Genomic DNA, 19,747 nt, shown 5'->3' with positions numbered 1-19,747 from the left:
AAGACGCGATGCGCCGCGCGTTACTTTGTTGGATGGATTTCGCGCATGAAACCATCGTCTTTAGGAGTTACGAATATGCTTCGTACTGCACTCACCACTGCCGGGGTTTTCGCCCTGACCGCGGGTGCTGCCATGGCGACGACCGATTGCTCGCTCGTCGGCAACTGCCCCACCGTTCCGGAAATCAGCGCCCTCGAAGGCACCGCAGCGCTCGCCGCTGTGCTCGCCGTCGTTGCTCTGGTTTGGGAGCGTCGCCGCCGCGCGGCCTGAGACTAAGTCTCACGCAATAATCATTGTCGGCCCCGTGACGTCTGCCACGGGGCCGATCTATTTGTGCCCCTGTTTAGTCCCTGTTTTCTGAGATGACGCGCACATGACCGATGTTTCTGTATCCGCCTCCCCCGCACGCTCCGCCCGTCGCATGGCCTGGGCTCTGGCCGCCGGGTTGCTTGGCGTCGAGCTGCTGCTGATCTCGGTGCTCTACCAACACAATTTCGACTTCACCTGCCGCGACCTCGCCCCGGATGGGTTCTGCGCCTTTGCCGGACGGATCGTGCCCCGCGCACTGGGCGTGCTGGCGGCCTTCGGGGTCTTCGCCCTCGCCTATTCCGAGCTGATCAAGCGGACGCTGACCACCCCTGGCCCCCGCCCCCTTGGACTGGGGCTGAGCCTTGCCGGGCTGGCGCTGGCACTGGCCCCATGGCTCTTCCTCAGCGATGCAAGCGGCGCGGGTCACGTGGCGCTTGGCGGGATCGGCTGGCTCGGCGGCGCGGCCTTGGCCGCCGCGGGCGCCGCGCTGATCCTTGCGCCCTGGTCTGCATGGCGCGCGCTTCTGGCTGAGAAGGGCCCGGCGCTCGGCGCGCTGCTGGTGGCGGGCATGGCGCTGCCGGAAATCGCCGACCGGATCCAGCCGCTCTGGCACGCGGATTGGGTCACCGACATTACATTTGAGTCCGTGCTCTGGGTGCTCGACCTCGTGGGCTACACGGTGGACGGCAATCCCGAGACCAAGATCATCGGGATTTTCGGGACCGGCGATGTGGAGAACTTCCTCGTCGCCGTCGGCAAGGAGTGTTCGGGCGTCGAAGGCTTTGCCCTCATCACGGTGTTCCTGACCGTCTATATGGCGCTGTTCCGGCGCGAACTGGCCTTCCCGCAGGCGCTGCTGCTCTTTCCCATTGGCATCCTGCTGAGCTGGGCCTTCAATGTGCTGCGGATCTCGGCGCTGTTGAGCCTCGGGTTCGAGGTCTCGCCCGAGCTGGCCATTGGCGGCTTCCACAGCCATGCGGGCTGGCTCGCCTTCACGACCCTCTCCGTCGGGCTGATCCTCGTGGCGCGGCATGTGGCCTTTTTCAACAAGGCGGAGGCTCTGGCCTCTGCCCCCGCGCCCTTGCCGCCCTTCTTCTCGGATCCGGTGGTGGCCAAGGTTCTGCCCTTCGCGATCTTCATGCTCTCGGCCCTACTAGCCTCAACCTTCAGCGAGACACCGAGCTTGCTCTACCCGTTCCGCGCCATCGCCATGGCGCTGGCCCTGGCGCTCTTCTGGCAGGTCCTGCGGGATCTGCCCTGGCGGCTCGACCCGCTCTCGCTGGCAAGCGGTGTGGTGATCGGGGTCGCCTGGATCGCGACCTCCCCTGCCGCGGACGGGCCGCCGCCCTTCGGGGCGCTGACCGGCGGCATGCTTGCCCTCTGGATCCTGTCGCGCGTGATCGGCACGGCTGTGCTCGTCCCGATCATCGAGGAGCTTTTGTTCCGTGGCTACCTGCTGGAGCGTCTGGCGCCCTCGGGCAAAGGGGTGCGCATGATGATCGCCATCGTGATCAGCGCGGGCCTCTTTGCCCTGCTCCATGATCGCTGGCTCGCCGCTGGGCTGGCCGGGATCGTGTTTGGCGCGCTGGTCTACCGGTCGGGCAATATCACCGATGCCATTGTCAGCCATGCGGGTGCGAATGCCACCATCGCCGCCTGGGCCCTGGCCATGGGCGCGTGGCACATCATCTGACGCGGTCCACAGCCCTCAAACGACAAAGGCCCGGAGCGATCCGGGCCTAACTTCATTCCAACGAGAGACTGTCAGGTCTTCAGGTTGCGACCCGAGCGCTTGAGCTCTTCGTATTGGCCCGAGGGGCGGAAGCGCCACAGATAGTCCGGCAGCACCGCCTCCAGCGCGACAGGCTCGATCCCCAGCGCGTCAAAGCCCTGCGCGTCCTCGGCGACGACGTTTTCATTGGCGAGGTTGCGCACCTGATCGCGGGTGATCATGCCGTTGTGGATCAAGCCCAGCGTCACCTTTTGAACCATGTCGAAGCCAAAGCCCATGGCGCGCGCCACCGGGAAGGGGACGTTCAGCACCAGCCGGCGGCGGTTGATCACCGCCAGCATCTGGCCCATGAGCGCGCGGAAGCTGCTCACATCCGGTCCGCCGAGTTCATAGATGCCCGGGGCTGCAGCGCCGCTGACAGCCTTGACCGCCGCTTTGGCCACATCATCCACATAGACCGGCTGGAACTTCGTCTCGGCCCCGACAACGGGCAGAATCGGCCCGAGGCGCGACATGGAGGCGAAGCGGTTGAAGAACTCATCCTCCGGACCGAACACGATCGAGGGCCGCAGAATCACTGCCGATGGGATCGCGGCGAGCACAGCCTGCTCGCCCTCGCCCTTGGTGCGGGCATAGTCGCTCTTGGCTGCGGGGTCCGCACCGATCGCCGAGATCTGCACAAAGCTGGTGATGCCCTCTGCGGCGGCGATCTTGGCGACGCGAGCCGCGCCATGGCTCTGGACGGAGCCGAAGGTGTTCTTGCCGCTCTCGGACAGGATGCCCACGCAATTCACTGCCGCATCAGCCCCTTGCAGGGCGGCCTGCACGGAGGCGTCGTCGCGGATATTGCAGAGCACCGGCTCCACCTGGCCGACCGCGCCATAGGGCCGCACGAAGAGCGCCTCATTCGGGCGTCGCACGGCCACACGGACGCGCCACCCCTCCTGCGCCATGCGCCGAGCGATGTATCGACCCACAAAGCCGGATCCCCCAAAGATGGTCACGAGTTTGGACATCTGGTGCTCCTTGATCCCTTCTCCCCAACGGGTTTAGCGGTGCGGAAAATGGCCGACAAGGCGCAGGTCGTCGCGGGCCGGACCAAGGGGCGACAGAAAATCTTTGGAAAGGCGATTGAGGGCCGTTGACACCCCTGCAAAGCGCCTGTAACTCACCGCCTCACGACACCTGCCCAGGTGGCGGAATTGGTAGACGCGCTAGCTTCAGGTGCTAGTGTCCGTATGGACGTGGAGGTTCGAGTCCTCTCCTGGGCACCATCACACCCCCTCAAGAAATCCCATCACGCCTCGAATCCAATGGAATTTCAGGCGCTTGACCGCTGAGCGGATCTCATGTCTTCTCATCTTGTCTCATAGTTTCGCAAGCGCTAGGGTGGCCTAAAAGGTGGCCCGGTATGACGAAGCTTCATGCGCTCTCACAGATGAAGGCCAAGGCACTTGGGCCGGGGAAGCACTTTGACGGACAGGGTTTGATGCTGGTGAAGAGCCGGAAGGACGCTGGTAAGTGGAAGTTGCGGCTTACGGTGGCTGGAAAGCGCAGAGAAATGGGGCTTGGGAGCTGGCCTGATGTCTCGATTGCGGAAGCCCGTGATCGTGCGGCGGAGGCGCGCAGGCAGCTTAGAGATGGCATTGATCCTATCGACGCGCGGCAAGCAGCACGGATGCGCGCGCATCGCCTGACTGTCGCCGAGGCGATTGAGACGTGTTTTGCCGCCCGCCAGGCTGAACTCAAGAATGATGGCCAGGCCGGTCGCTGGCTCTCCCCTCTCTCGGTGCATGTGATCCCGAAGATCGGCACGACGGCGATTGAGGCGGTCGATCAACATGTGCTCAAGAAGACGCTGCAGCCGATCTGGCACGAGAAGCCGGACACCGCCCGCAAGGCGATGAACCGGATGAACCTGACGCTGAAGCATGCGGCAGCACTTGGGCTCGATGTCGATCTGCAAGCGGTGATGAAGGCGCAAGCGCTGCTCGGGAAACGGCGGCACGAGACGAAGCACATCCCCTCGCTTCCCTACCAAGAGGCCCCGACATTCTATCGCTGGCTGTGCGATCAAAAATTCGGCTCGGCCCTGGCGCTGCGGTTTTTGATCCTCACGGTCGCCCGCACGAGCGAGGTGCGGTTCGCGACCCTCTCAGAAATCGAGGGCGATACCTGGGTGCTCGACCCCATGCGCACGAAGACCGCCACGGCCCATCGCGTGCCGCTGTCGGGCGAAGCACAAAAAGTCATCTCAGATCGTCTGGTGTTTCGTGACAGTGACTTGCTCTTCCCCACGCCGCGCGGGAAGGCAATGTCAGATGCCACGATGAGTAAGCTGATGCAGCGCGAAGAGATGGAGGCGCGCCCCCATGGCTTCCGGGCGACGTTCCGAACCTGGGTGGAAGAGACGACCGACACGCCGTTTGAGGTCAAAGAAACCGCCCTCGGCCACCAAGTTGGTAGTGAGGTTGAGCGCGCCTATCAGCGCAGTGACTTGCTGGAGAAGCGACGTGTCTTGCTCGAAGACTGGGCCGCTTTCCTGACCCGCGAGGCCGCGTGATCCGCGTGCTAGAATATCCGGTATATGAACGACACCACAATCGGACGATACCGGAGCACACCCCTGCACGCCGCTGAAGCGGGTGCTGATCATTCTGAGCTGAGCCCTCAAAATAACGCTCTGCAGGAGGATGCAGCGGTGCAGCCGCATACAGCGGCACCGCAAACGGAGGCCGAAAAGACCGACCTTCCCGCTGCTGCTGAGTACACGATTTCGGTGGAGCAAGTGCGCGATCACCTTCGCCTGAAAGGTCTCAGCAAGTCGAAAGACACGATCCAACGCTGGTGTCGTGCGGGCGATCTCGATTGTCGCAAGATGGGTTTGCTCAACCGGTTCTTCACCACCGAGGCTTCCCTGCAGGCGCTGGAAGAAAAACTCCTTCCCGACATGATCGCAGATCAAACCGGCACGGCGCAGCCGCATGAAGCTGCAGCTGAACCTGCGTTCAGCGGCACGCAGGAGAGTGCACCGGATAGATCAGTCCAACACAGCATCATGCAGCCGCAATTAGGTGCAGATGCAGCTGCGCCGACCGGGGCGCAGGCGGATGCAGAAGTACGTGCAGCTGCACAAAGCGGAACGCAGATTGATGCCGAAGTCGCGGAACTGCGCGCCAAGGTGGACGGCCTCACAAGCCAGTTGCAGCAGGCCCAGGAGATCACAAAATTCTTGCAAGACGAGATCGTCTCAGCACGCGGGCAGCGGGGAGACGTTGTCAAGATCGCGGAGCAGATGCTTGGGACGTTGGAGACGATTGCCGTTGGCGGGCGGTTGGAAAAACCGACATCTGCAACGCCGCCGAACCCCTCCGACCCTGTGCGTTACCAACAGGTCAATGATCGACCGGGTGAGGTATAATTCTTGGACATGGCCTCAATGGAAGATCTCATGAAGGCGCGGACGGTGCGGTTCAAGAAAGCCAACCCGTTGCTCGCGAGTGGCTTTGCGCAATTGCCGCGTGTGGTTATCCGAGCGGGCAAAAGGATCTCGCCCATGGCGAAGATCACCTTCGCCGCTTTGCTTGACTACGCCTGGCAGGACGGCTTCTGCTTTCCCGCCCAAGAACGTCTGGCCCGCGACATCGGCACCAATGAAAAGTCGATCCGAAAGTACCTGGCCGAGCTGCAGGACTTGCAGATGATCGAGGTGAAAAAGCAGGGGCGCGGTTTGCACAACATCTACGTGATCAATGACGAAGCCCCGGTGCTGAAAGAGGTGCAGCGCGAACTTGAGAAAGAACAGTCGGACGCGGCCTAAATCCCGAACGCGCCAAACCAGACCGGTAAGATTTACCGTTCTAGGACGGTAAAATTGGGTCACCCAGTTCGGTAAGATTTACCGCTCTAGGCCGGTAAGACTTACCGACTACTATACTCAAGGACTAAAACGCAGAGACTAGACCAGAAACAAATACACAAATTCCCGAATAAAAATTCGAAAAGATCTGTCTCGAAACCTAAGATCTCGGAGCCGCTCAAAGCCAGAACAGGGAAGCTACATATCCTGCTCAAGACGCCAGCAGAGCCCAAAAATGCCACGCTGCGCGATTTGCCCGCCAAAATCGACGTGACCCCCACCTTTGCCGAAAAAGACGCGCAGAGAGGCTTACAGAGCCTCACAGCGCTTGGGCCGCTTACCATGACAAATCTGGGCGTGTGTGGTAGGGTAATGGCATATGACTACAGTCGCATTGGACACGTTGAAGACCGTCCAAAAACTACAATCCAAAGGCTTTACCGCCGCGCAGGCGGAGGGCATTGTCGAGGCGCTCACCGAGAGCGAATTGGTGACCAAGCAAGATCTCAGACTTGCGCTCACGGAACTCAAATCAGACCTCAAGGTGTGGGTGGCGATGGCGCTTCTGGCGCAAGGCGCGCTGGTGGTGACGCTGCAGAACCTCTTGGGCGGGTAGTATGGACGCGCTCATCTCAGAAACAGTGGCCGCGTTGCACACTCTGCCAGAGGACGCCAAACGTCAGATTGCGTTGGACTTGCTGCATGGGGGAGCGCCGCTCGATCTGCCCGTGATCGAGTTCACCGACCCCACGCTTGACCGAGCAGACGCGGCCAGCGACACTCTTCCTGCCTAGGTTGTCGCAAACCGGGGTGATCGCGATTGCTCCTTAATCGGAGAAATCGTGATGACGAGACTACTGAGCAAAAAGCAAGTCCGGGAGATTGTAGGGTTCAGCTTTGCCCATATCGATCGCATGGAGAGCAAGTCTGAGTATGCGCATCTTGGCTTTCCAAAGCGCGTCCAGGTCGGCTTCCGGGTCTTTTGGGTGGAAGAGGAAATCTACGCCTGGGTTGCGGCGCAGATAGCCAAGCGCGATGCCTCCTAGCGGGGCGTGGGGGGCGGGTCCAACCGTCCCCCATTCTCTGAATGCTTCGTGTCGTCACCAGATCGATGCGCCCGAATGGTCGGACGCATCGAGACAGTGAGGACATCCATGTCAGACGATGACACCGCGATCATTCGACAAGCGAATGACGACTTCCGGGCAGGTAAGCCCAACATCCCCGGCCAGTGGCTCATGACCCAGGGCATCGCGGGCCTGATTGAAGAGACCAACAAAGCACCGCTCGACGTGCTCGCTATCGTGCAAGGCTTCGATCAGTTCAGCTCTGACAATGATCCTTACGGCGCGCATGACTTCGGCTCCTTCGCATTTGAAGGCGAGACCTGTTTTTGGAAGATCGATCTTTACGACACTGATCTGCGCTATGGCACGCCGGAGCCGACAGATCTGTCGCAGACCAAGCGCGTGCTGACCATCATGCTCGCATCGGAATACTGATCCCATCCCTCGGCCACCGCCGGGGGATGTTTTTTGTTTGGGTCGCGGGATTGGACACCCGCAATCACCAGGCTTGGACGCCTGCAAACAGACGTGCCTTCGCGCATTCCTTCTGTTTCCATGTCTGAAAGCACGTCACCACTTTCGAACATACGGCCTCATACAACACCATTCCGCATCAACTGGTCGTCAGGCATGCGCCATGACCCAATGCCTTTATGGCATAAAACCAAAACCCATTGGGTCATGGCGCAGCAGCGCCAGACGACACAGTTGAGCGGACACGGTTCCAGCGGAGATGCTGGCCACCACACATAAACTGTCCTTTACCCCCGACCTGATACAATTCCCGGTGGATGCTCTTTAACGGTAGCTTGCCTGCAGCCCCCGACTGGTCACCGCACACGGGGCGGGGGACTGGTATGCTACCGTTATGGCGCATCGGATGCTCATCGGCGCGCATGGCACGGGCAAGACGTCCCTGCTCGTCGAGATGATGACGGACAGCATCGCCAGAAGACACGGCGTTTGCTTTTTCGACGCGCATGGGCTGACGCTTCCTGGCACACTCATTGATCCCGCGACCAAGCGCTGGAACCCCCTGCGTGAGCCGATTGAGCCTGCGCTGGCGGCGACACTCTTCCAGGGGACCACCAAGAGCGCTTGGGACTATGCCGGGATGACCACACCCACGATGGACATGTTCCTGCTGTTCTCGGCAGCTGCGCTGATCGAGAATGCGCGCAATCTATCGGACATCCTCAAGCTGCTGACCGACAGACAGTACCGGTCGACGCTTTACTATTCCGATGAGGTCACGGCCAAGTTCTGGGCCGACTTCGAGGATCTCAACCCGGCACAACAACGCCAAGAGGTGTCGAGCACACTCAACAAGTTCTACAGCCTGCTGTCCGATCCGCGCATCCGGCGCATGCTGTCGGTGAACAAGAAGGGGATCTGCCTATCAGATTTCCTCGACGATCAGGTGCTCCATGTGCGTTTGCCCGTGCGGCTCTACGGCAAGGCCAAGGCGAAACTCATCGGCTCGCTGATCCTGTCCTACCTCACGCAGCTCTTGTTGGAGCGCAACGATCCACGTCCCTACGACATCTATATCGACGACGCCCACCTTTACGCCCACGATACGGTTCACAATACCCTGGTCAGTTCGAGCCGGTATGGGCTATCGGCAACCGTGGCTATCCAGAACAGCAAGCAGCTCGATCCGGGTCTGTTTGATGCATTGCTGGGCAACACTGACGCGCAATACCTCTTCCGCGTGTCGCGCGAGGATGCCGATGTGCTGTCGCCGCACATGCCGCCCAACCATTCGAAGGTTTCTCTTGATCGGCTGCCGAACCATTCCTACCGTGAAATACCATTTGATAAATTACGACCCGATGGGGTCACTATTCCACTGGAGATTTGACCGTGAAAGTTTCGATCACGCAAGAGACCCGCAAAGCCGGGCTATTGGGCGGCAAGAGAGAATGGACAACCACAATGACACTGACGCTGTCCGAAGAGGAGAAAGCCATCATAGCTGAAGGTGGTATCGGGTCCCGTATTGCCTTGGCAGTGCCCCAACGCGGTGATGTTGAGGATTTCAATTATTCAATCGAGCAAATCACAACCAGACCCGTGTCTGCCGACGCATTCAACAAATTGAGCGCCAACGATCATGCGAGAAACTTCAAATCGGCAGCGGCAAACCTCAAGGCAACCCTTGAAGACGTAACAACAGACGAAACCGGCGAATTTGAACTCTGATGGATGACACCCTGGGGCTGATCCTGGGAGCAGCAGTGCTGGCCTTGCTGACCTTTGCTGTCGTCGCGATGGGATCAGTGGTTGCTGTTGCTGCGATCCCTGGTGCCATCGGCTATGCGATCTACTGGCAAGCGACGAAGTCGCCAACAGCGCTGGAGAAGCAAGCCAAAGAGCGCACCTGGCAGCTCTACCGCGCGGTGCAGTCGAAGTTCACCGCCATCGACATTCCCGCCTTCATGGCCGACCGGCTGGGGGACGAGGGCGATCTTGACCCAAACATCCAAACGCAAACTGAGATCGCCCTTGAGCTGGTGCGCTTCGAGGGGCTGGACACCTATCCGCCAGAGCCGCCGGAGCTGTGCAACACCATCGAAGGCGGGCGGTATCGGGACTTCCTGAACCAGGTCTCGCCCGCTGACTTTGAACGCCGGTTGAGCCACATTTGCCGTGTGGCTGAACTGTGCAATCGGCCCGTGACCAATGAGACCGTGGCGGTTGTGATCTACACCGCCGTTGAGACCTTCGAGGACGAGCGGGCGCTGTTGCCCAATGTCACAAAGCGGCTCGACGAAAACTATGCGCTGCAAAAGCAAGTGGCACCGCGCGACTATACTGGCACCGATATTATCGGCGCGTATCTCAAAGGCACACCCCTGACGATGATGCGCGAGATGGTGTTCGACGACAACATCGAGATCCCGCATCACCTGCGCACCCAGCATCATATGATCGTGGCAGGCACTGGCCACGGCAAGACACAGTGCCTTCAGCAGATGTTGCTCAAGGATTTTGAAGAAGACGACGCTTGTGTGATCGTCATCGACAGCCAGGGCGCGATGCTGGAAAAGCTCCTGCATGTCGTGTCCTGGGATCGGATCATGTATCTGGACGGTGGCAATATCCGGCACCCGCTGGCGCTCAGCGCCTTCTCCATTGGCCGCACCGACCGCCCCGAGGACGAGCCGAAAGTGCGAACAGCCGTTGCCCTGTATGAGCATATGTTCGCAGCCCGCGAGACCGCCCTCACCACCACGCAATCGACGCTTTATCGGTTCCTGTCGCGGTTCTTGATGGTCATCCCCAACGCCAACTTCGACACGGCGCTTGAGATCCTGCAGGACGGCTATGACGCCTATGCCGCGCACCTGGATGCGCTTGACGAGACATCGCAGAAGTTTGTCACGACCCAGCTTTGCAGCCCCAAGGACAAAAGCGCGAGCCAAAGCTATCGCACGACCCGTCAGGAGGTGGCGCGACGGCTCTTCACGCTTATGGAAAGCCGGACGTTGAAGGGCATGTTCAATGCACCGACCAGCAAGGTGGACATCCCCCAGGCCATTCGGGATCGCCGGATCATTCTGATCAACACTGCGCAAGGGGTTCTGGGCGACGAGGGCGCGCAGCTTTTTGGCAAGTATTGCTTCGCTCAGATTGCCATCGAGATCCTGGCGCGACCGGAAACCAAGGATCGGGTGTATCTCTATCTCGACGAGGCCCAGGAGTATCTCTCGGACAGCCCGATCATCCGGCGGCTCTATGAGCAGGGGAGAAAGCGGGGGCTTTGAATGGTGACGGCATGCCAGGAGCTCGACCAGTTGGAGCGGGCGGGGATCGACCGGATGATGCATTCGCTGACGTCGATCAAATTTGCGGGCGGCGTGAGCGCGCAGGACGCGACCAAACTGGCCCGCGAGATGGACACAGACGGTGAGACCATCCGAGGCGTGCCGCCGCTGACCTTCGCGGCCTGGGTCAAGCACGAGGGCGCAGGGACATACAAAGTCACGCCTGGCCAGCTCGAAGCGCGGATCGCTGCGGAGCCGGAAGACATCGAGACGCTCAAGGAAATGTGCCTCAGTGCGTACCACTACGATCCGACAGAGAAGACCGATGCACCGTCTAAGCCAGAAAGCGAAGAGCCAGACTTCGAGACCTATTGGGATGATGAGGAAGAGAGTACTCAAGCAGATAAGGAAGACCCGCCCAAGCATGCGTCCAAGCCGAAAAAGGACATCGATCCCGACGGCCCGCAAAATCTCGACTGATTTTTGCTATACTGCATAGGTGTTTATCCGACCCATCGCTCACCACCGGACATCATGCTGACCTTTGACGCGGGCGCGCGCAGCACCCATCAAGAAGGTATGCGCAAGCCTCGGTTCAAACGTGTTCCCCCCAAATCCGCCCTCACCATGGCCCCGACCATGTATGAGGTTTTGGAACTGATCTATCAGTTCAAAGCGCTGCGCTCGCATCACATTGCGATGCACCTGCCGCATCGGCACGCGCGCGGATTGTCCCACTCACTGCGATTGCTCTTCGATCACGGGCTGATCGAAAAGCGCCTCTGCGGGCTCTACGAGCACGACACCTATTACCTTTTGCCGAGAGGATACGAGACCCTGTCCGGTCGCGATCTGCCACCGCGATATTTGTTCTTGGGCGGCGGGCTCGACATCAATTTGAGCCGCGAGTGGGATCATTCGATGATGACGATTGATCTGCTGTCGAACCTCAAAGCCGGAGCGGACGCCGCTGGGATCCGCCTGATCTCAGCGGAAGAGATCTATGCCAACGGGGAAGGGGACAGTCCGTTCATCTTCCCGCGCAAGTCGGTCTACACCGAGCGAAAAACCAAAGAGATCATGCCCTACACGGTCGTTCCGGACGGGGTCGTGGGGCTTGAGTATCAAGACAGCAAGCGCGCGTTCTTCGCCCTCGAGGCGGAGCACAACAAGGCCAACAGTCGCTTTGACGATGACGATTTGCGCTCAAAACAGAACTCGACACGGAAGAAGATCAAAGCCTATCGCGACGTGGACTGGCGGCAGGTCTACGCGAGGCTGGGCATCGGCAACATGCGCGTTCTGATAGTCGCACCAACGCCAAAGCAGATCGAGAACAAGTTCCAGGTGGCACGCAGCGTGGTCGCACAGAGCCACCTGTTTTTGGGCCATTGGATGCCGGTCGTGCAAGACAGCGATGTACCGATCTTGCCGGACATTCTCGACGCGCCGTGGCTTCGCATCGGCTTGCCACCAGAGCAGATCAACGCTTCGTCCCTGCGCAAACGCGCATGAGCTAGGGCGTCGAGACGGCGTGTTACAATACGGCACGGATGTCCTTCAGAAAGGAGACCGTGGTGTCTACATTCGTCGATTTTGAGGCGGTCAAAGCCGCAAACCCCTTTGCAGAGGTCGCAGAACGACTGGGCCTCATTCTCAAGAAAGCGGGTCAAAGCCTACGAGGCCCATGCCCATCGGGGGAGGGTGGCCCGAGAGCGCTCGCTGTAACGCCAAGCAAAGGCGTCTGGTATTCCTTCGGGAAACAAGAAGGCGGCGACGTGCTGGCGTTGGTTCAGCTCGTCCATGACTGCGACGTGAAGGAGGCTGCACAATTCCTCGCGGGTACAGAGCCACTGGAGAAGGCCCAAAAGCCCTCGCCAGAGAGGGGCGCGGGACGTGGCTTCCGCCCCCTCGACTATCTCCAGCCAGACCATCCGGCGGTAGGAGCGCTGGGGCTGGAAGCATCCGATGCCGAGATGTTGGGCATTGGCTACGCCCCGCGGGGCACGTTGCGCGGCACCGTGGCCGTCCCGATCCGCTCTGAGACCGGCACGTTGGCAGGCTATATCGGCATCACGGAGGCAAAGCTTCCGCCGAAATGGGAAGCTTAGTGCCCAGCGTGGCAAGAAAAGATGGCCCTAGAAGGCCATCTTTTTTGTACCAGGTTCGGAATGGTCAACATGGTCGGTACGATTTTATTGAAACAAAAACAGCGTCTTGCGATGATCTGCACATACGCATATCTCAAAAGGAACTGGCCATGGCGCGCAAAGACAAACTTGGGCTCAAGGATCACAAAGCAGGGCTGAAACGCCTGAAGACCAACGCCACTGAAGCTGGCAAAGACGTTCCACTCGGCGTGGCCAAAGAACTCAGCAGCATCTTAGCTTACTCTGTGCGCGAAGTAACTGGCGCGCAAAAGAGGACAACACCCTTCAAGTCAAACGTCGCGAAAGGGTGGTTTGAGTAAAACTATTTCTCTGGGAGATCTCACAGGCGCACCGCAATTGCGGAACGGCCCAACTTTTTCATATCGGTGACATGTCGACGTCGTTATCTCTAGGTGCGACACGCTTCTCCATAGATGTGGAATAGTCGCGGCGTGCAGCTGCAGAAAATGTCTGCTCTGAGCCAAATCGGCTCATCTATAGAAACCGCAGCATCCGTCATAGGGGCGGAAAGCGGTCCTCCGCTGCATCAGTGTAAGGTCAAGGCCCTGATTGAGATAGCAGAAGTTGATTGAGGCGCTGTTGCCCAGTTGCGAGTGTCTGGATCCATTGATTTCAGAGGCACGGCGTGAATCGCCGTTCGAAATGCGAGCAGTAATATGTCTGATCTCTTCTGGCTGAACGACGCCCGGATGGCGCGCCTAGTACCCTTCTTTCGCAAATCCCAAGGCAGGCCACGTGTCGACAACCGACGTGCCCTAAGCGTGATCAATTTCATAAACTGCAACCGCTTGCGGTGGCGGGACGCGCCGAGGGAGTACGGTCTGCACAAGACACTCTACAACCGCTGCAAGCGGTAGAGCAACAAGGGTGTCTTTGCCCGAATGATGGTTGGCCTGGGCGCCGAGCGCGGCGAAAAGAAGACCGTAACGATCGACGCAACGTATCAGAAGGCTCACCGAAGAGCGACCAGTATTGGTGTCAAAAAAGGGGGCGTGCCCGCCTGATTGGCCGTACCAAGGGTGGCATGAACACAAAGCTACCCTCCACTTGCGATAACCAAGGTGGTCCTCTCGACCTGTTCGTCACGGCAGGACAAGTCAGCGATTGCACCGGCGCACGGGCGCTGCTCAGCTCTCTGCCAAGCGCGGAATGGCTGCTCGGAGATCGAGTATGCGAAGCCGATTGGTTTAGAGAAGCTTTGAAAGACAAGGGGATACGGACCTGCATTCCCGGCCGCAAGAAACGCAAGACCCCCGTGCGACACGACAAACGCCGGTACAAGCCTCGCAATCACATCAAGATCATTTTCGGAAGGCTCAAGGATTGGCGCCGATGCGCGACACGGTATGACCGCTGCCCGAGGTCCTCCTCTCAGCCATCGCCTTGGCCGCGACGTTCATGTTCTGGCTATGAAGCAAGAATGAGTCCTGAGGCTAGATGATCTTTTACTGCCAGCACGTAACATGTGGTTCTGTGTCTGATAGTTCGCACTCAAATCCCGCGTGCGCGATCTGGCTTTGCCTGCTTAGCGCTGAAAAACGAAACCGAGAAGTTCTTAGCAATGGGCGCAGGGCGTCCTCTCTCAATAGATGGTACTTTAGTCTGAGAGGATAGGAACTGGTTTTAGAAACCGATATTGATCCCGACCTGCCAAACCCGTCCGCGTCAAGACGTGTGATCCAACCATGATCTTGCATCCACGCAGTCCCAAAACGATCTATGATAACCGGCACTAACGCGCATGCACTTGGCAGTTCATTAGGCGCTCTAAGCTCCGCGCGGTAGATGAAGTTACTATTGGTTTCCTCCAATACGGTTACATCAAAATCATCAACCATGATCTCTGCAGAGCAAATCGCATCGACTGCAGTGCCATTCGGCTCTAATTGATTTGAGGTAGTGGCTATCCCTGCCACCGAGTTCATCCTTTGAACCTCGTTTCGCAAACGAACCACCTCGTTCCGGAGCGCCTCAACTCCGGAACTACCTTCAAATGCATTGGGAGTTTTTTTATTTGAAGACTGACTAGCAATCAACTCTACTTCTGTTTTTGTCAATTCAGCCTCCAACTCAGCGATCTTTTCAAGTCGCGAGACCTCCTCCTCAGCCCAGCCTTTAGCATCTTCATCATCAAGCGTCTTAGCAAGATAGCGCAACACAAACACACGCTCAGATCCCTGCTGTGCAAGCGTATTGTTAACTATATTGAACTCTAGATTCTGCTTATTATTCTCATTGCTAACCTGCATTGCAGCAACTTCCTGCTTAGCCAGTTCAATATCTTGTTGCTTCGATAAATAATCTCCAACAACTTCAGGAACAGTAAGAAACATCCCAAGCAAGCCAACAACTGAAGTTACCCAACCCGGGCTGTGCCAAATCGGTTTTTGTGGGGACGTAGTATCGTCGTCGCGTTGCTCAGTCATCATAACTAACTGCTGAACCTACTTACTTAACACTGTCATACTCGACAGTATCGGTTCATTCTGATCAGTCAATCCAGTTTCTCGCGAACTAAGTCCTTGCGAACTTAGCTCCGTAGTCAAAGCTCCGGCCTTCGGTAAATTGCGCGCTCTGGACGGTTACAACTCTTAGCCGCCAAATTGATAACCGGAATCTAGTTGGCTCATGATTTATAGCGTTTTCGTCCTTCGATCTGTAAAACCGACTTACGTTCAGTTTGCGCCCATAGCGAATGTCTCCTCTTGATGGCTGCAGCTCAGCAACCAACCCAATGTGTGAATGTCTGCTAAGGGCCGTTCCCTGCGATTACGAGCTCAGACTGATGTACCTATGCTGCGCTTGCTCAGAGGTCTGCAACGAGCCCAGAGCTCGTCGTGCTGCACTGCGTGCGAATGGCCGGTCAATGCGCGTCATTCCGCGTCATGCTGTTGGGTTCGGGAGGGTTAAACTACTTGGCCCACCTGAAAATCGGCATTTGCGGAATGCGCGACCGACCCCCAGATTACCTATGAGAGGATCGCAGAGAATGGATGTAAATGTTTCCCCATAACTTATTTTATGGGGGAACATTTATGGTATGATTTTGAGGTATGTCAGACTACCCGGAGATCTCTGTGAACCCCCTGATCGATGTCACCAACGCTGAGCTTGAGCGATTGGATGCCTTTGCCGCGCTCGCAGATGTCCGCGCCGAGAGCGTCTGGCTTGCGAACTTTTCCTCTTCTAACACGCGCGCAGCTTATCAACGCGCCGTTGGATCCTTCATCGCGACGATCGGGATCACCACGCCAGAGGATCTCTACGCTGTCAAACAGGCGCATATCCTGGCTTGGCGTGCATCGATGGAAGCGGCGGGTCTCTCCCCTTCCAGCATTGCCAGTCGCTTGGCGGCGCTCTCCTCGCTCTACAAGCATCTGACCGATCGCCAGCTCACTACCAGTAATCCGGTTGCTGGGGTGCGTCGGCCGAAAACAGGCAATGCGGGGATCGGCGCAGGTAAATCGCCCACCCTCTCCAAGCGCCAGGTGCGGGCGATGCTCGATGCGCCTGATCCAGAGACAGTCCAGGGGCTGCGCGATCGGGCGCTCTTGCACATCTACTTCTTTGTTGGTGCGCGGTGCACGGAGCCGACGCTGTTGCGCGTGCGGGACTTTACTTATGACAATGAGTTTCCTGTGCTGCATCTCACGATCAAGGGCAACAAGACCAACACCGTGGCGATCAACCTGGAATGTGCGGCAGCCATTCGGGCCTATCTCGACCAAGCTGACCATAGCCGGGATCCAGACGCCTACATGTTCCAGGCCAAGATCAACGGTAAGGATGGCCAGCCGATGGATCGCAGTACGATGTATTATCACTTCCGCCGCTATGCCGCGAAGGCCGGGATCGACGTTGCCGCTTTCCCGCACATGGCGCGCGCAACGATGATCACGTCAGCCTATGAGGCAGGTGCCACCGGTGAAGCTATCCAGCGTACGGTCGGCCACTCCTCGATCACGACCACCGAGGGCTACAACCACACCGCCAAGAAGCACCGAGAGAGTGCTAGTTTGAAGGTAGGCTACTGAACCCGTAGGGTTTATTATGTGAAAAGTAGAGATGTTTATTGTCGACATTGCAGCATGTTAGCTGAATATTTAAGCGCTTCACTGTTAACGTAACAAAAAATACATCTTACTTCACAGAAGCATAGTGTTGCACACTGTCTATTTTTTCAATAAAATTGAAGTAGTCTTTTGAGTCGAATTTCGACTGTAAGCTCAGATTTTGTCAAAGAGTACCACGGCTCAATTTTTAACTTCAGATCTACATCGGAATATTCAAGGGAGAGAAATATGGCATTATCTTTAGGGGATGCATATAAAATTGCACAACGGGAGGCAGACAAGGCAGGCGTTCCTGTATTTATTTGTCAGAATGGTGATCTTAACACAGCAATTTTCCCAGCTGGAGATCCTCGAATCAATGATGGTTGGTGGACGGTGATGCAGGAATATAGGCCGGCGCGTTAAGCGTAAAGTTACTGACTTGTCAACAAAAGCACTACAATAAAAAGACTGTTGAGTAAGCTACCCTGCAAACTCATACATTCCTTTGCTGTGCGGAGAAATCAGAATATATTAAAAATTATATGGAGAGAGTAATGATAACTTTAGTGGAAGTAAAAGATACTACAACCATTGAACAGAACTTAATAGATGATTTAAAATGCGAAATGACGCAACGACAGCCCTCTCGGAGAGAGCTTTTACGGCTTTCTGCACATCTCGCTGCTTTTGGCATCGTTGTTCCGCCAGCCTTGTTGACTGCGCGCCCAGCTAGTGCTGCCGACCTAACAGTGTTAGTCACTGTTTTCGCGTCGCTTTTAGAACTTGTAAAGTACTTAGTTGAAAATACAAATGTCTTTGGTCCCCGTGAGGAGGTTGGTTCAGAAGTTGATGTCATGGTTCCAAATGAGGGCACGTTTACAGGGACTATTACTTACAGTTTAAAAGATGGGAGTGAAATTATTGATCAAACCACTTCTCAAGCTGTTGAGCTAGAAGGTATGAAAAGATACAGAGTGAAACATTCCGGCAGAGGCTTGGAAACTCCACGCGTAGACACTGGAGAGTTGGATGTTAAAATCGAAGCTAACTCAGGAAGAGATAGTCGCGATGCAGAGTTAATTGTTATTGGGTAATATTTTTGATTATTTGTTGGATTTTATGCTGCGACGTGGATTTGGGGGCTTGTAAGTGAACTATTTACGCTATTTTAGACTTTATTCTTTAATAACTGCTTTCTTTCTTTCCTCCACATCAGTGTCATTAGCTGAGTATGAGCCAAATGTTCAGGTATATAGTACACTCCCGGAAACAATTGGGGAGCAGCTTCTCTCTTTGGTATCAAGATCATGGAAACGTTCGAGGTACGATTCTGATCACATAGGAGACCTATTAAGCGGAGATGCGCCATATCAGGATACTTTGGATGAAATAACTAGTACTATTGCGGTGGGAGTTGGTATTTCGTTCGGGGTTACAAGTGCTTCGGGTCTTGCAAGGAAGTTTGGAGCTGCTGCATACTGTCCGAAAGATGGGGTTTTTGGGATTGCCAAGACTGATAATGCCTCCTCCGCGGGTGTGGAGGCAACTAATGCCTGCACAAATAGTACTAGTAATACAACACCAGTAGGATGTTGCCAGTTTTTGACGTCTGTTGAGCAAGGTTTTTGTTTCGTTATCGCGCAAAGCGATGACAAGTACCACGCAGCGGTTGCCAAAGGCGAGGCATTTGAAATTGATAAAATTAGAGAATTGGCGATAGATAAGTGTGAACACGAGACCTGCAAGTCGCGAGTACGGGTGTGCCCTTAGGGTACGAAATTTTGGTAATCGGCTCAACTTCTCCTGAATTTTGCTAGAAGGCTACTCGTACCCGCGCTTCGCCTTCGCCATGTGGATATCAAACCGAGCGTCCTTCGCCTCGGCTTCCGATGCAAACCAGTCGGTCCGAATTTGGCCGGAACTGCCGATCCGACCCCAATTGCGAACAAGGCCCCAATCCCCGAAAAGGCCGCGCACAATCTCCATGCGATAGAAACGATGCAGATTAGCGTTTGGTGTGATCCTCGTCAGATGCATGTCCCCTACCCCCACATCCTGGCTGCAATGTCTTGCTCTTCTTTGCCGACAGCATCCGCATAGATCGCGGTGGTGCTGAGCTGTGCGTGTCCCATCCATTTCTGGAGCATGTTCAGCGGAACACCGTTTACACTCGCGTTGATCCCAAACCCGTGGCGCAACCCCTTTGGACTGCGATGGGGCGCATCTGGGATCCCCGCTTCGATCATGATCCGTTTCACGATCTGCCAGACACGCACTCGGCTCAAAGGCCAGATCGGTGCACTGGCTTGCTTCTTGGACTGCTGCGCCTCGCGGATCCCATGGGCGGTATTGAGCGTGTCCAGGTAGTCGGGCGGTACCGGCACTGTCCGATAAACGATCTTCGCCTTGCCCGATGCATCCTTCCGCTTCTTCAGGCTCCGGATTGCGATGGTGCCGCCCGACAGGTCTACCCGTGCCGGGGCAATCTCCAGGAGCTCAGATGGACGGCAGCCCGTATAGTGTAGTGTCTCGCACAGGGTCCGGTCTCGAGCGGGCTGACGACGTGCTGTCGCAAGGAAGACGTCACGTTCTTCAGCGTTCAGATAAAGCCTGTTCCCGGCGGTGTCGTAGAGGCGCATTTCGCTCATATTTAACAGTCTATCCGAAAACTGTTAAATAGCGAAGCAGAAAGGTACCCCCCTACCCTATCGATCCACAGGCTGGAGATGGAGGATATTTAACACTATTACAAATAGTGTTAAGGTCACTTGCCTTCCTAATACA

The 19,747-nt window shown here is 56.9% G+C and carries 24 protein-coding genes, 1 tRNA gene and 1 pseudogene; 22 read left to right on the top strand and 4 right to left on the bottom strand.

What is annotated here, in order from left to right; genetic code table 11:
- The first annotated feature begins 75 nt into the window (after window positions 1-75).
- A complete protein-coding gene (locus ACP153_RS19320; protein WP_424972650.1) occupies window positions 76-270 on the top strand; it encodes a hypothetical protein in 195 nt (64 codons plus the stop codon).
- 103 nt (window positions 271-373) lie between these two features.
- Window positions 374-2,002: an exosortase E/protease, VPEID-CTERM system gene (xrtE, locus tag ACP153_RS19315; RefSeq protein WP_424972649.1), complete on the top strand. Its 1,629-nt coding sequence runs from the start codon at window positions 374-376 to the stop codon at window positions 2,000-2,002.
- A 71-nt stretch (window positions 2,003-2,073) separates the two neighbouring features.
- Here xrtE and ACP153_RS19310 read toward each other — a convergent pair whose 3' ends face one another.
- Window positions 2,074-3,057: a complex I NDUFA9 subunit family protein gene (locus ACP153_RS19310; protein ID WP_424972648.1), complete on the bottom strand. Its 984-nt coding sequence runs from the start codon at window positions 3,055-3,057 to the stop codon at window positions 2,074-2,076.
- Between the two features lie 171 nt (window positions 3,058-3,228).
- On the opposite strand from ACP153_RS19310, the gene ACP153_RS19305 reads away from it, so the two are divergent.
- From ACP153_RS19305 to ACP153_RS19230, 16 genes and pseudogenes are all read left to right on the top strand, one after another.
- Window positions 3,229-3,315, top strand: a tRNA-Leu gene (locus tag ACP153_RS19305).
- Between the two features lie 137 nt (window positions 3,316-3,452).
- On the top strand, window positions 3,453-4,604 hold the full coding sequence (locus ACP153_RS19300; RefSeq protein ID WP_424972647.1) for a tyrosine-type recombinase/integrase: 1,152 nt from the start codon (window positions 3,453-3,455) through the stop codon (window positions 4,602-4,604).
- Window positions 4,605-4,628: 24 nt separating this feature from the next.
- The gene (locus tag ACP153_RS19295; RefSeq protein WP_424972646.1) at window positions 4,629-5,462 is read left to right on the top strand and encodes a helix-turn-helix domain-containing protein; all 834 of its coding nucleotides are present in this window, start codon (window positions 4,629-4,631) and stop codon (window positions 5,460-5,462) included.
- Between the two features lie 30 nt (window positions 5,463-5,492).
- Window positions 5,493-5,861, top strand: a complete 369-nt coding sequence (locus tag ACP153_RS19290; RefSeq protein WP_424972645.1) for a helix-turn-helix domain-containing protein — start codon at window positions 5,493-5,495, stop codon at window positions 5,859-5,861.
- A 418-nt stretch (window positions 5,862-6,279) separates the two neighbouring features.
- Window positions 6,280-6,516 carry a hypothetical protein gene (locus tag ACP153_RS19285; protein WP_424972644.1) on the top strand — a complete coding sequence of 79 codons (237 nt, stop codon included), beginning with the start codon at window positions 6,280-6,282 and terminating at the stop codon, window positions 6,514-6,516.
- 1 nt (window position 6,517) lies between these two features.
- A complete protein-coding gene (locus ACP153_RS19280) occupies window positions 6,518-6,694 on the top strand; it encodes a hypothetical protein (protein ID WP_424972643.1) in 177 nt (58 codons plus the stop codon).
- A 51-nt stretch (window positions 6,695-6,745) separates the two neighbouring features.
- The gene (locus ACP153_RS19275) at window positions 6,746-6,946 is read left to right on the top strand and encodes a helix-turn-helix transcriptional regulator (RefSeq protein ID WP_424972642.1); all 201 of its coding nucleotides are present in this window, start codon (window positions 6,746-6,748) and stop codon (window positions 6,944-6,946) included.
- A gap of 108 nt (window positions 6,947-7,054) precedes the next feature.
- Window positions 7,055-7,402: a DUF3768 domain-containing protein gene (locus tag ACP153_RS19270; RefSeq protein WP_424972641.1), complete on the top strand. Its 348-nt coding sequence runs from the start codon at window positions 7,055-7,057 to the stop codon at window positions 7,400-7,402.
- 445 nt (window positions 7,403-7,847) lie between these two features.
- Entirely contained in the window at window positions 7,848-8,831 is a 984-nt protein-coding gene (locus ACP153_RS19265; protein WP_424972640.1) for a type IV secretory system conjugative DNA transfer family protein, read from the top strand.
- Window positions 8,832-8,833: 2 nt separating this feature from the next.
- Window positions 8,834-9,172, top strand: a complete 339-nt coding sequence (locus ACP153_RS19260; protein WP_424972639.1) for a hypothetical protein — start codon at window positions 8,834-8,836, stop codon at window positions 9,170-9,172.
- Window positions 9,172-10,737 carry a type IV secretion system DNA-binding domain-containing protein gene (locus ACP153_RS19255; protein WP_424972638.1) on the top strand — a complete coding sequence of 522 codons (1,566 nt, stop codon included), beginning with the start codon at window positions 9,172-9,174 and terminating at the stop codon, window positions 10,735-10,737. Before ACP153_RS19260 ends, ACP153_RS19255 begins: the two co-directional genes overlap by 1 nt.
- A complete protein-coding gene (locus tag ACP153_RS19250) occupies window positions 10,738-11,217 on the top strand; it encodes a hypothetical protein (RefSeq protein ID WP_424972637.1) in 480 nt (159 codons plus the stop codon).
- Window positions 11,218-11,271: 54 nt separating this feature from the next.
- A complete protein-coding gene (locus tag ACP153_RS19245; RefSeq protein WP_424972636.1) occupies window positions 11,272-12,252 on the top strand; it encodes a hypothetical protein in 981 nt (326 codons plus the stop codon).
- A gap of 38 nt (window positions 12,253-12,290) precedes the next feature.
- Window positions 12,291-12,848: a CHC2 zinc finger domain-containing protein gene (locus ACP153_RS19240; RefSeq protein WP_424972635.1), complete on the top strand. Its 558-nt coding sequence runs from the start codon at window positions 12,291-12,293 to the stop codon at window positions 12,846-12,848.
- Window positions 12,849-12,997: 149 nt separating this feature from the next.
- Window positions 12,998-13,207 carry a hypothetical protein gene (locus ACP153_RS19235; protein ID WP_424972634.1) on the top strand — a complete coding sequence of 70 codons (210 nt, stop codon included), beginning with the start codon at window positions 12,998-13,000 and terminating at the stop codon, window positions 13,205-13,207.
- A 357-nt stretch (window positions 13,208-13,564) separates the two neighbouring features.
- A pseudogene (locus tag ACP153_RS19230) lies at window positions 13,565-14,321 on the top strand (IS5 family transposase).
- Window positions 14,322-14,353: 32 nt separating this feature from the next.
- On the opposite strand, the gene ACP153_RS19225 reads toward ACP153_RS19230, so the two are convergent.
- Complete coding sequence (locus tag ACP153_RS19225; protein WP_424972633.1) at window positions 14,354-15,337, bottom strand: hypothetical protein; 984 nt, start codon at window positions 15,335-15,337, stop codon at window positions 14,354-14,356.
- 624 nt (window positions 15,338-15,961) lie between these two features.
- Between ACP153_RS19225 and ACP153_RS19220 the strand changes: the two genes are divergently transcribed.
- The 4 genes from ACP153_RS19220 (at window position 15,962) to ACP153_RS19205 (ending at window position 18,733) form a co-directional block, all read left to right on the top strand.
- Window positions 15,962-16,942: a tyrosine-type recombinase/integrase gene (locus ACP153_RS19220; protein ID WP_424972632.1), complete on the top strand. Its 981-nt coding sequence runs from the start codon at window positions 15,962-15,964 to the stop codon at window positions 16,940-16,942.
- A gap of 267 nt (window positions 16,943-17,209) precedes the next feature.
- Window positions 17,210-17,386, top strand: coding sequence for a hypothetical protein (locus tag ACP153_RS19215; protein ID WP_424972631.1), 177 nt, complete (start codon window positions 17,210-17,212; stop codon window positions 17,384-17,386).
- A 131-nt stretch (window positions 17,387-17,517) separates the two neighbouring features.
- Window positions 17,518-18,057: a hypothetical protein gene (locus ACP153_RS19210; RefSeq protein ID WP_424972630.1), complete on the top strand. Its 540-nt coding sequence runs from the start codon at window positions 17,518-17,520 to the stop codon at window positions 18,055-18,057.
- A gap of 55 nt (window positions 18,058-18,112) precedes the next feature.
- Window positions 18,113-18,733 (top strand): hypothetical protein, encoded by a 621-nt coding sequence (locus ACP153_RS19205; RefSeq protein ID WP_424972629.1) that lies wholly within the window; start codon window positions 18,113-18,115, stop codon window positions 18,731-18,733.
- Window positions 18,734-18,784: 51 nt separating this feature from the next.
- Here ACP153_RS19205 and ACP153_RS19200 read toward each other — a convergent pair whose 3' ends face one another.
- Both ACP153_RS19200 and ACP153_RS19195 read right to left on the bottom strand, forming a co-directional pair.
- Window positions 18,785-19,000 (bottom strand): WGR domain-containing protein, encoded by a 216-nt coding sequence (locus tag ACP153_RS19200; protein ID WP_424972628.1) that lies wholly within the window; start codon window positions 18,998-19,000, stop codon window positions 18,785-18,787.
- A 5-nt stretch (window positions 19,001-19,005) separates the two neighbouring features.
- Complete coding sequence (locus tag ACP153_RS19195; RefSeq protein WP_424972627.1) at window positions 19,006-19,611, bottom strand: tyrosine-type recombinase/integrase; 606 nt, start codon at window positions 19,609-19,611, stop codon at window positions 19,006-19,008.
- Window positions 19,612-19,747: the final 136 nt, after the last annotated feature.

Origin of the sequence: Dinoroseobacter sp. S76, from assembly GCF_049801095.1 — a bacterium.
In the GTDB taxonomy this organism is placed as follows: domain Bacteria; phylum Pseudomonadota; class Alphaproteobacteria; order Rhodobacterales; family Rhodobacteraceae; genus Dinoroseobacter.
The sequence above is the reverse complement of the archived record's forward strand: the minus strand, read 5'-3'. Positions and strand labels throughout refer to the sequence as shown.

Excerpts from the sequence above, each read along its gene's own strand:
- ACP153_RS19225 (WP_424972633.1), bottom strand. The coding sequence starts at position 15,337 with ATGATGACTGAGCAACGCGACGACGATACTACGTCCCCACAAAAACCG.
- ACP153_RS19275 (WP_424972642.1), top strand. The coding sequence starts at position 6,746 with ATGACGAGACTACTGAGCAAAAAGCAAGTCCGGGAGATTGTAGGGTTC.
- ACP153_RS19250 (WP_424972637.1), top strand. The coding sequence starts at position 10,738 with ATGGTGACGGCATGCCAGGAGCTCGACCAGTTGGAGCGGGCGGGGATC.
- ACP153_RS19235 (WP_424972634.1), top strand. The coding sequence starts at position 12,998 with ATGGCGCGCAAAGACAAACTTGGGCTCAAGGATCACAAAGCAGGGCTG.
- ACP153_RS19255 (WP_424972638.1), top strand. The coding sequence starts at position 9,172 with ATGGATGACACCCTGGGGCTGATCCTGGGAGCAGCAGTGCTGGCCTTG.
- ACP153_RS19265 (WP_424972640.1), top strand. The coding sequence starts at position 7,848 with ATGCTCATCGGCGCGCATGGCACGGGCAAGACGTCCCTGCTCGTCGAG.
- ACP153_RS19245 (WP_424972636.1), top strand. The coding sequence starts at position 11,272 with ATGCTGACCTTTGACGCGGGCGCGCGCAGCACCCATCAAGAAGGTATG.
- ACP153_RS19320 (WP_424972650.1), top strand. The coding sequence starts at position 76 with ATGCTTCGTACTGCACTCACCACTGCCGGGGTTTTCGCCCTGACCGCG.
- ACP153_RS19210 (WP_424972630.1), top strand. The coding sequence starts at position 17,518 with ATGATAACTTTAGTGGAAGTAAAAGATACTACAACCATTGAACAGAAC.
- ACP153_RS19295 (WP_424972646.1), top strand. The coding sequence starts at position 4,629 with ATGAACGACACCACAATCGGACGATACCGGAGCACACCCCTGCACGCC.
- ACP153_RS19285 (WP_424972644.1), top strand. The coding sequence starts at position 6,280 with ATGACTACAGTCGCATTGGACACGTTGAAGACCGTCCAAAAACTACAA.
- ACP153_RS19220 (WP_424972632.1), top strand. The coding sequence starts at position 15,962 with ATGTCAGACTACCCGGAGATCTCTGTGAACCCCCTGATCGATGTCACC.
- ACP153_RS19300 (WP_424972647.1), top strand. The coding sequence starts at position 3,453 with ATGACGAAGCTTCATGCGCTCTCACAGATGAAGGCCAAGGCACTTGGG.
- ACP153_RS19290 (WP_424972645.1), top strand. The coding sequence starts at position 5,493 with ATGAAGGCGCGGACGGTGCGGTTCAAGAAAGCCAACCCGTTGCTCGCG.
- ACP153_RS19270 (WP_424972641.1), top strand. The coding sequence starts at position 7,055 with ATGTCAGACGATGACACCGCGATCATTCGACAAGCGAATGACGACTTC.
- ACP153_RS19280 (WP_424972643.1), top strand. The coding sequence starts at position 6,518 with ATGGACGCGCTCATCTCAGAAACAGTGGCCGCGTTGCACACTCTGCCA.
- ACP153_RS19240 (WP_424972635.1), top strand. The coding sequence starts at position 12,291 with ATGTCCTTCAGAAAGGAGACCGTGGTGTCTACATTCGTCGATTTTGAG.
- ACP153_RS19195 (WP_424972627.1), bottom strand. The coding sequence starts at position 19,611 with ATGAGCGAAATGCGCCTCTACGACACCGCCGGGAACAGGCTTTATCTG.
- ACP153_RS19310 (WP_424972648.1), bottom strand. The coding sequence starts at position 3,057 with ATGTCCAAACTCGTGACCATCTTTGGGGGATCCGGCTTTGTGGGTCGA.
- ACP153_RS19215 (WP_424972631.1), top strand. The coding sequence starts at position 17,210 with ATGGCATTATCTTTAGGGGATGCATATAAAATTGCACAACGGGAGGCA.
- xrtE (WP_424972649.1), top strand. The coding sequence starts at position 374 with ATGACCGATGTTTCTGTATCCGCCTCCCCCGCACGCTCCGCCCGTCGC.
- ACP153_RS19200 (WP_424972628.1), bottom strand. The coding sequence starts at position 19,000 with ATGCATCTGACGAGGATCACACCAAACGCTAATCTGCATCGTTTCTAT.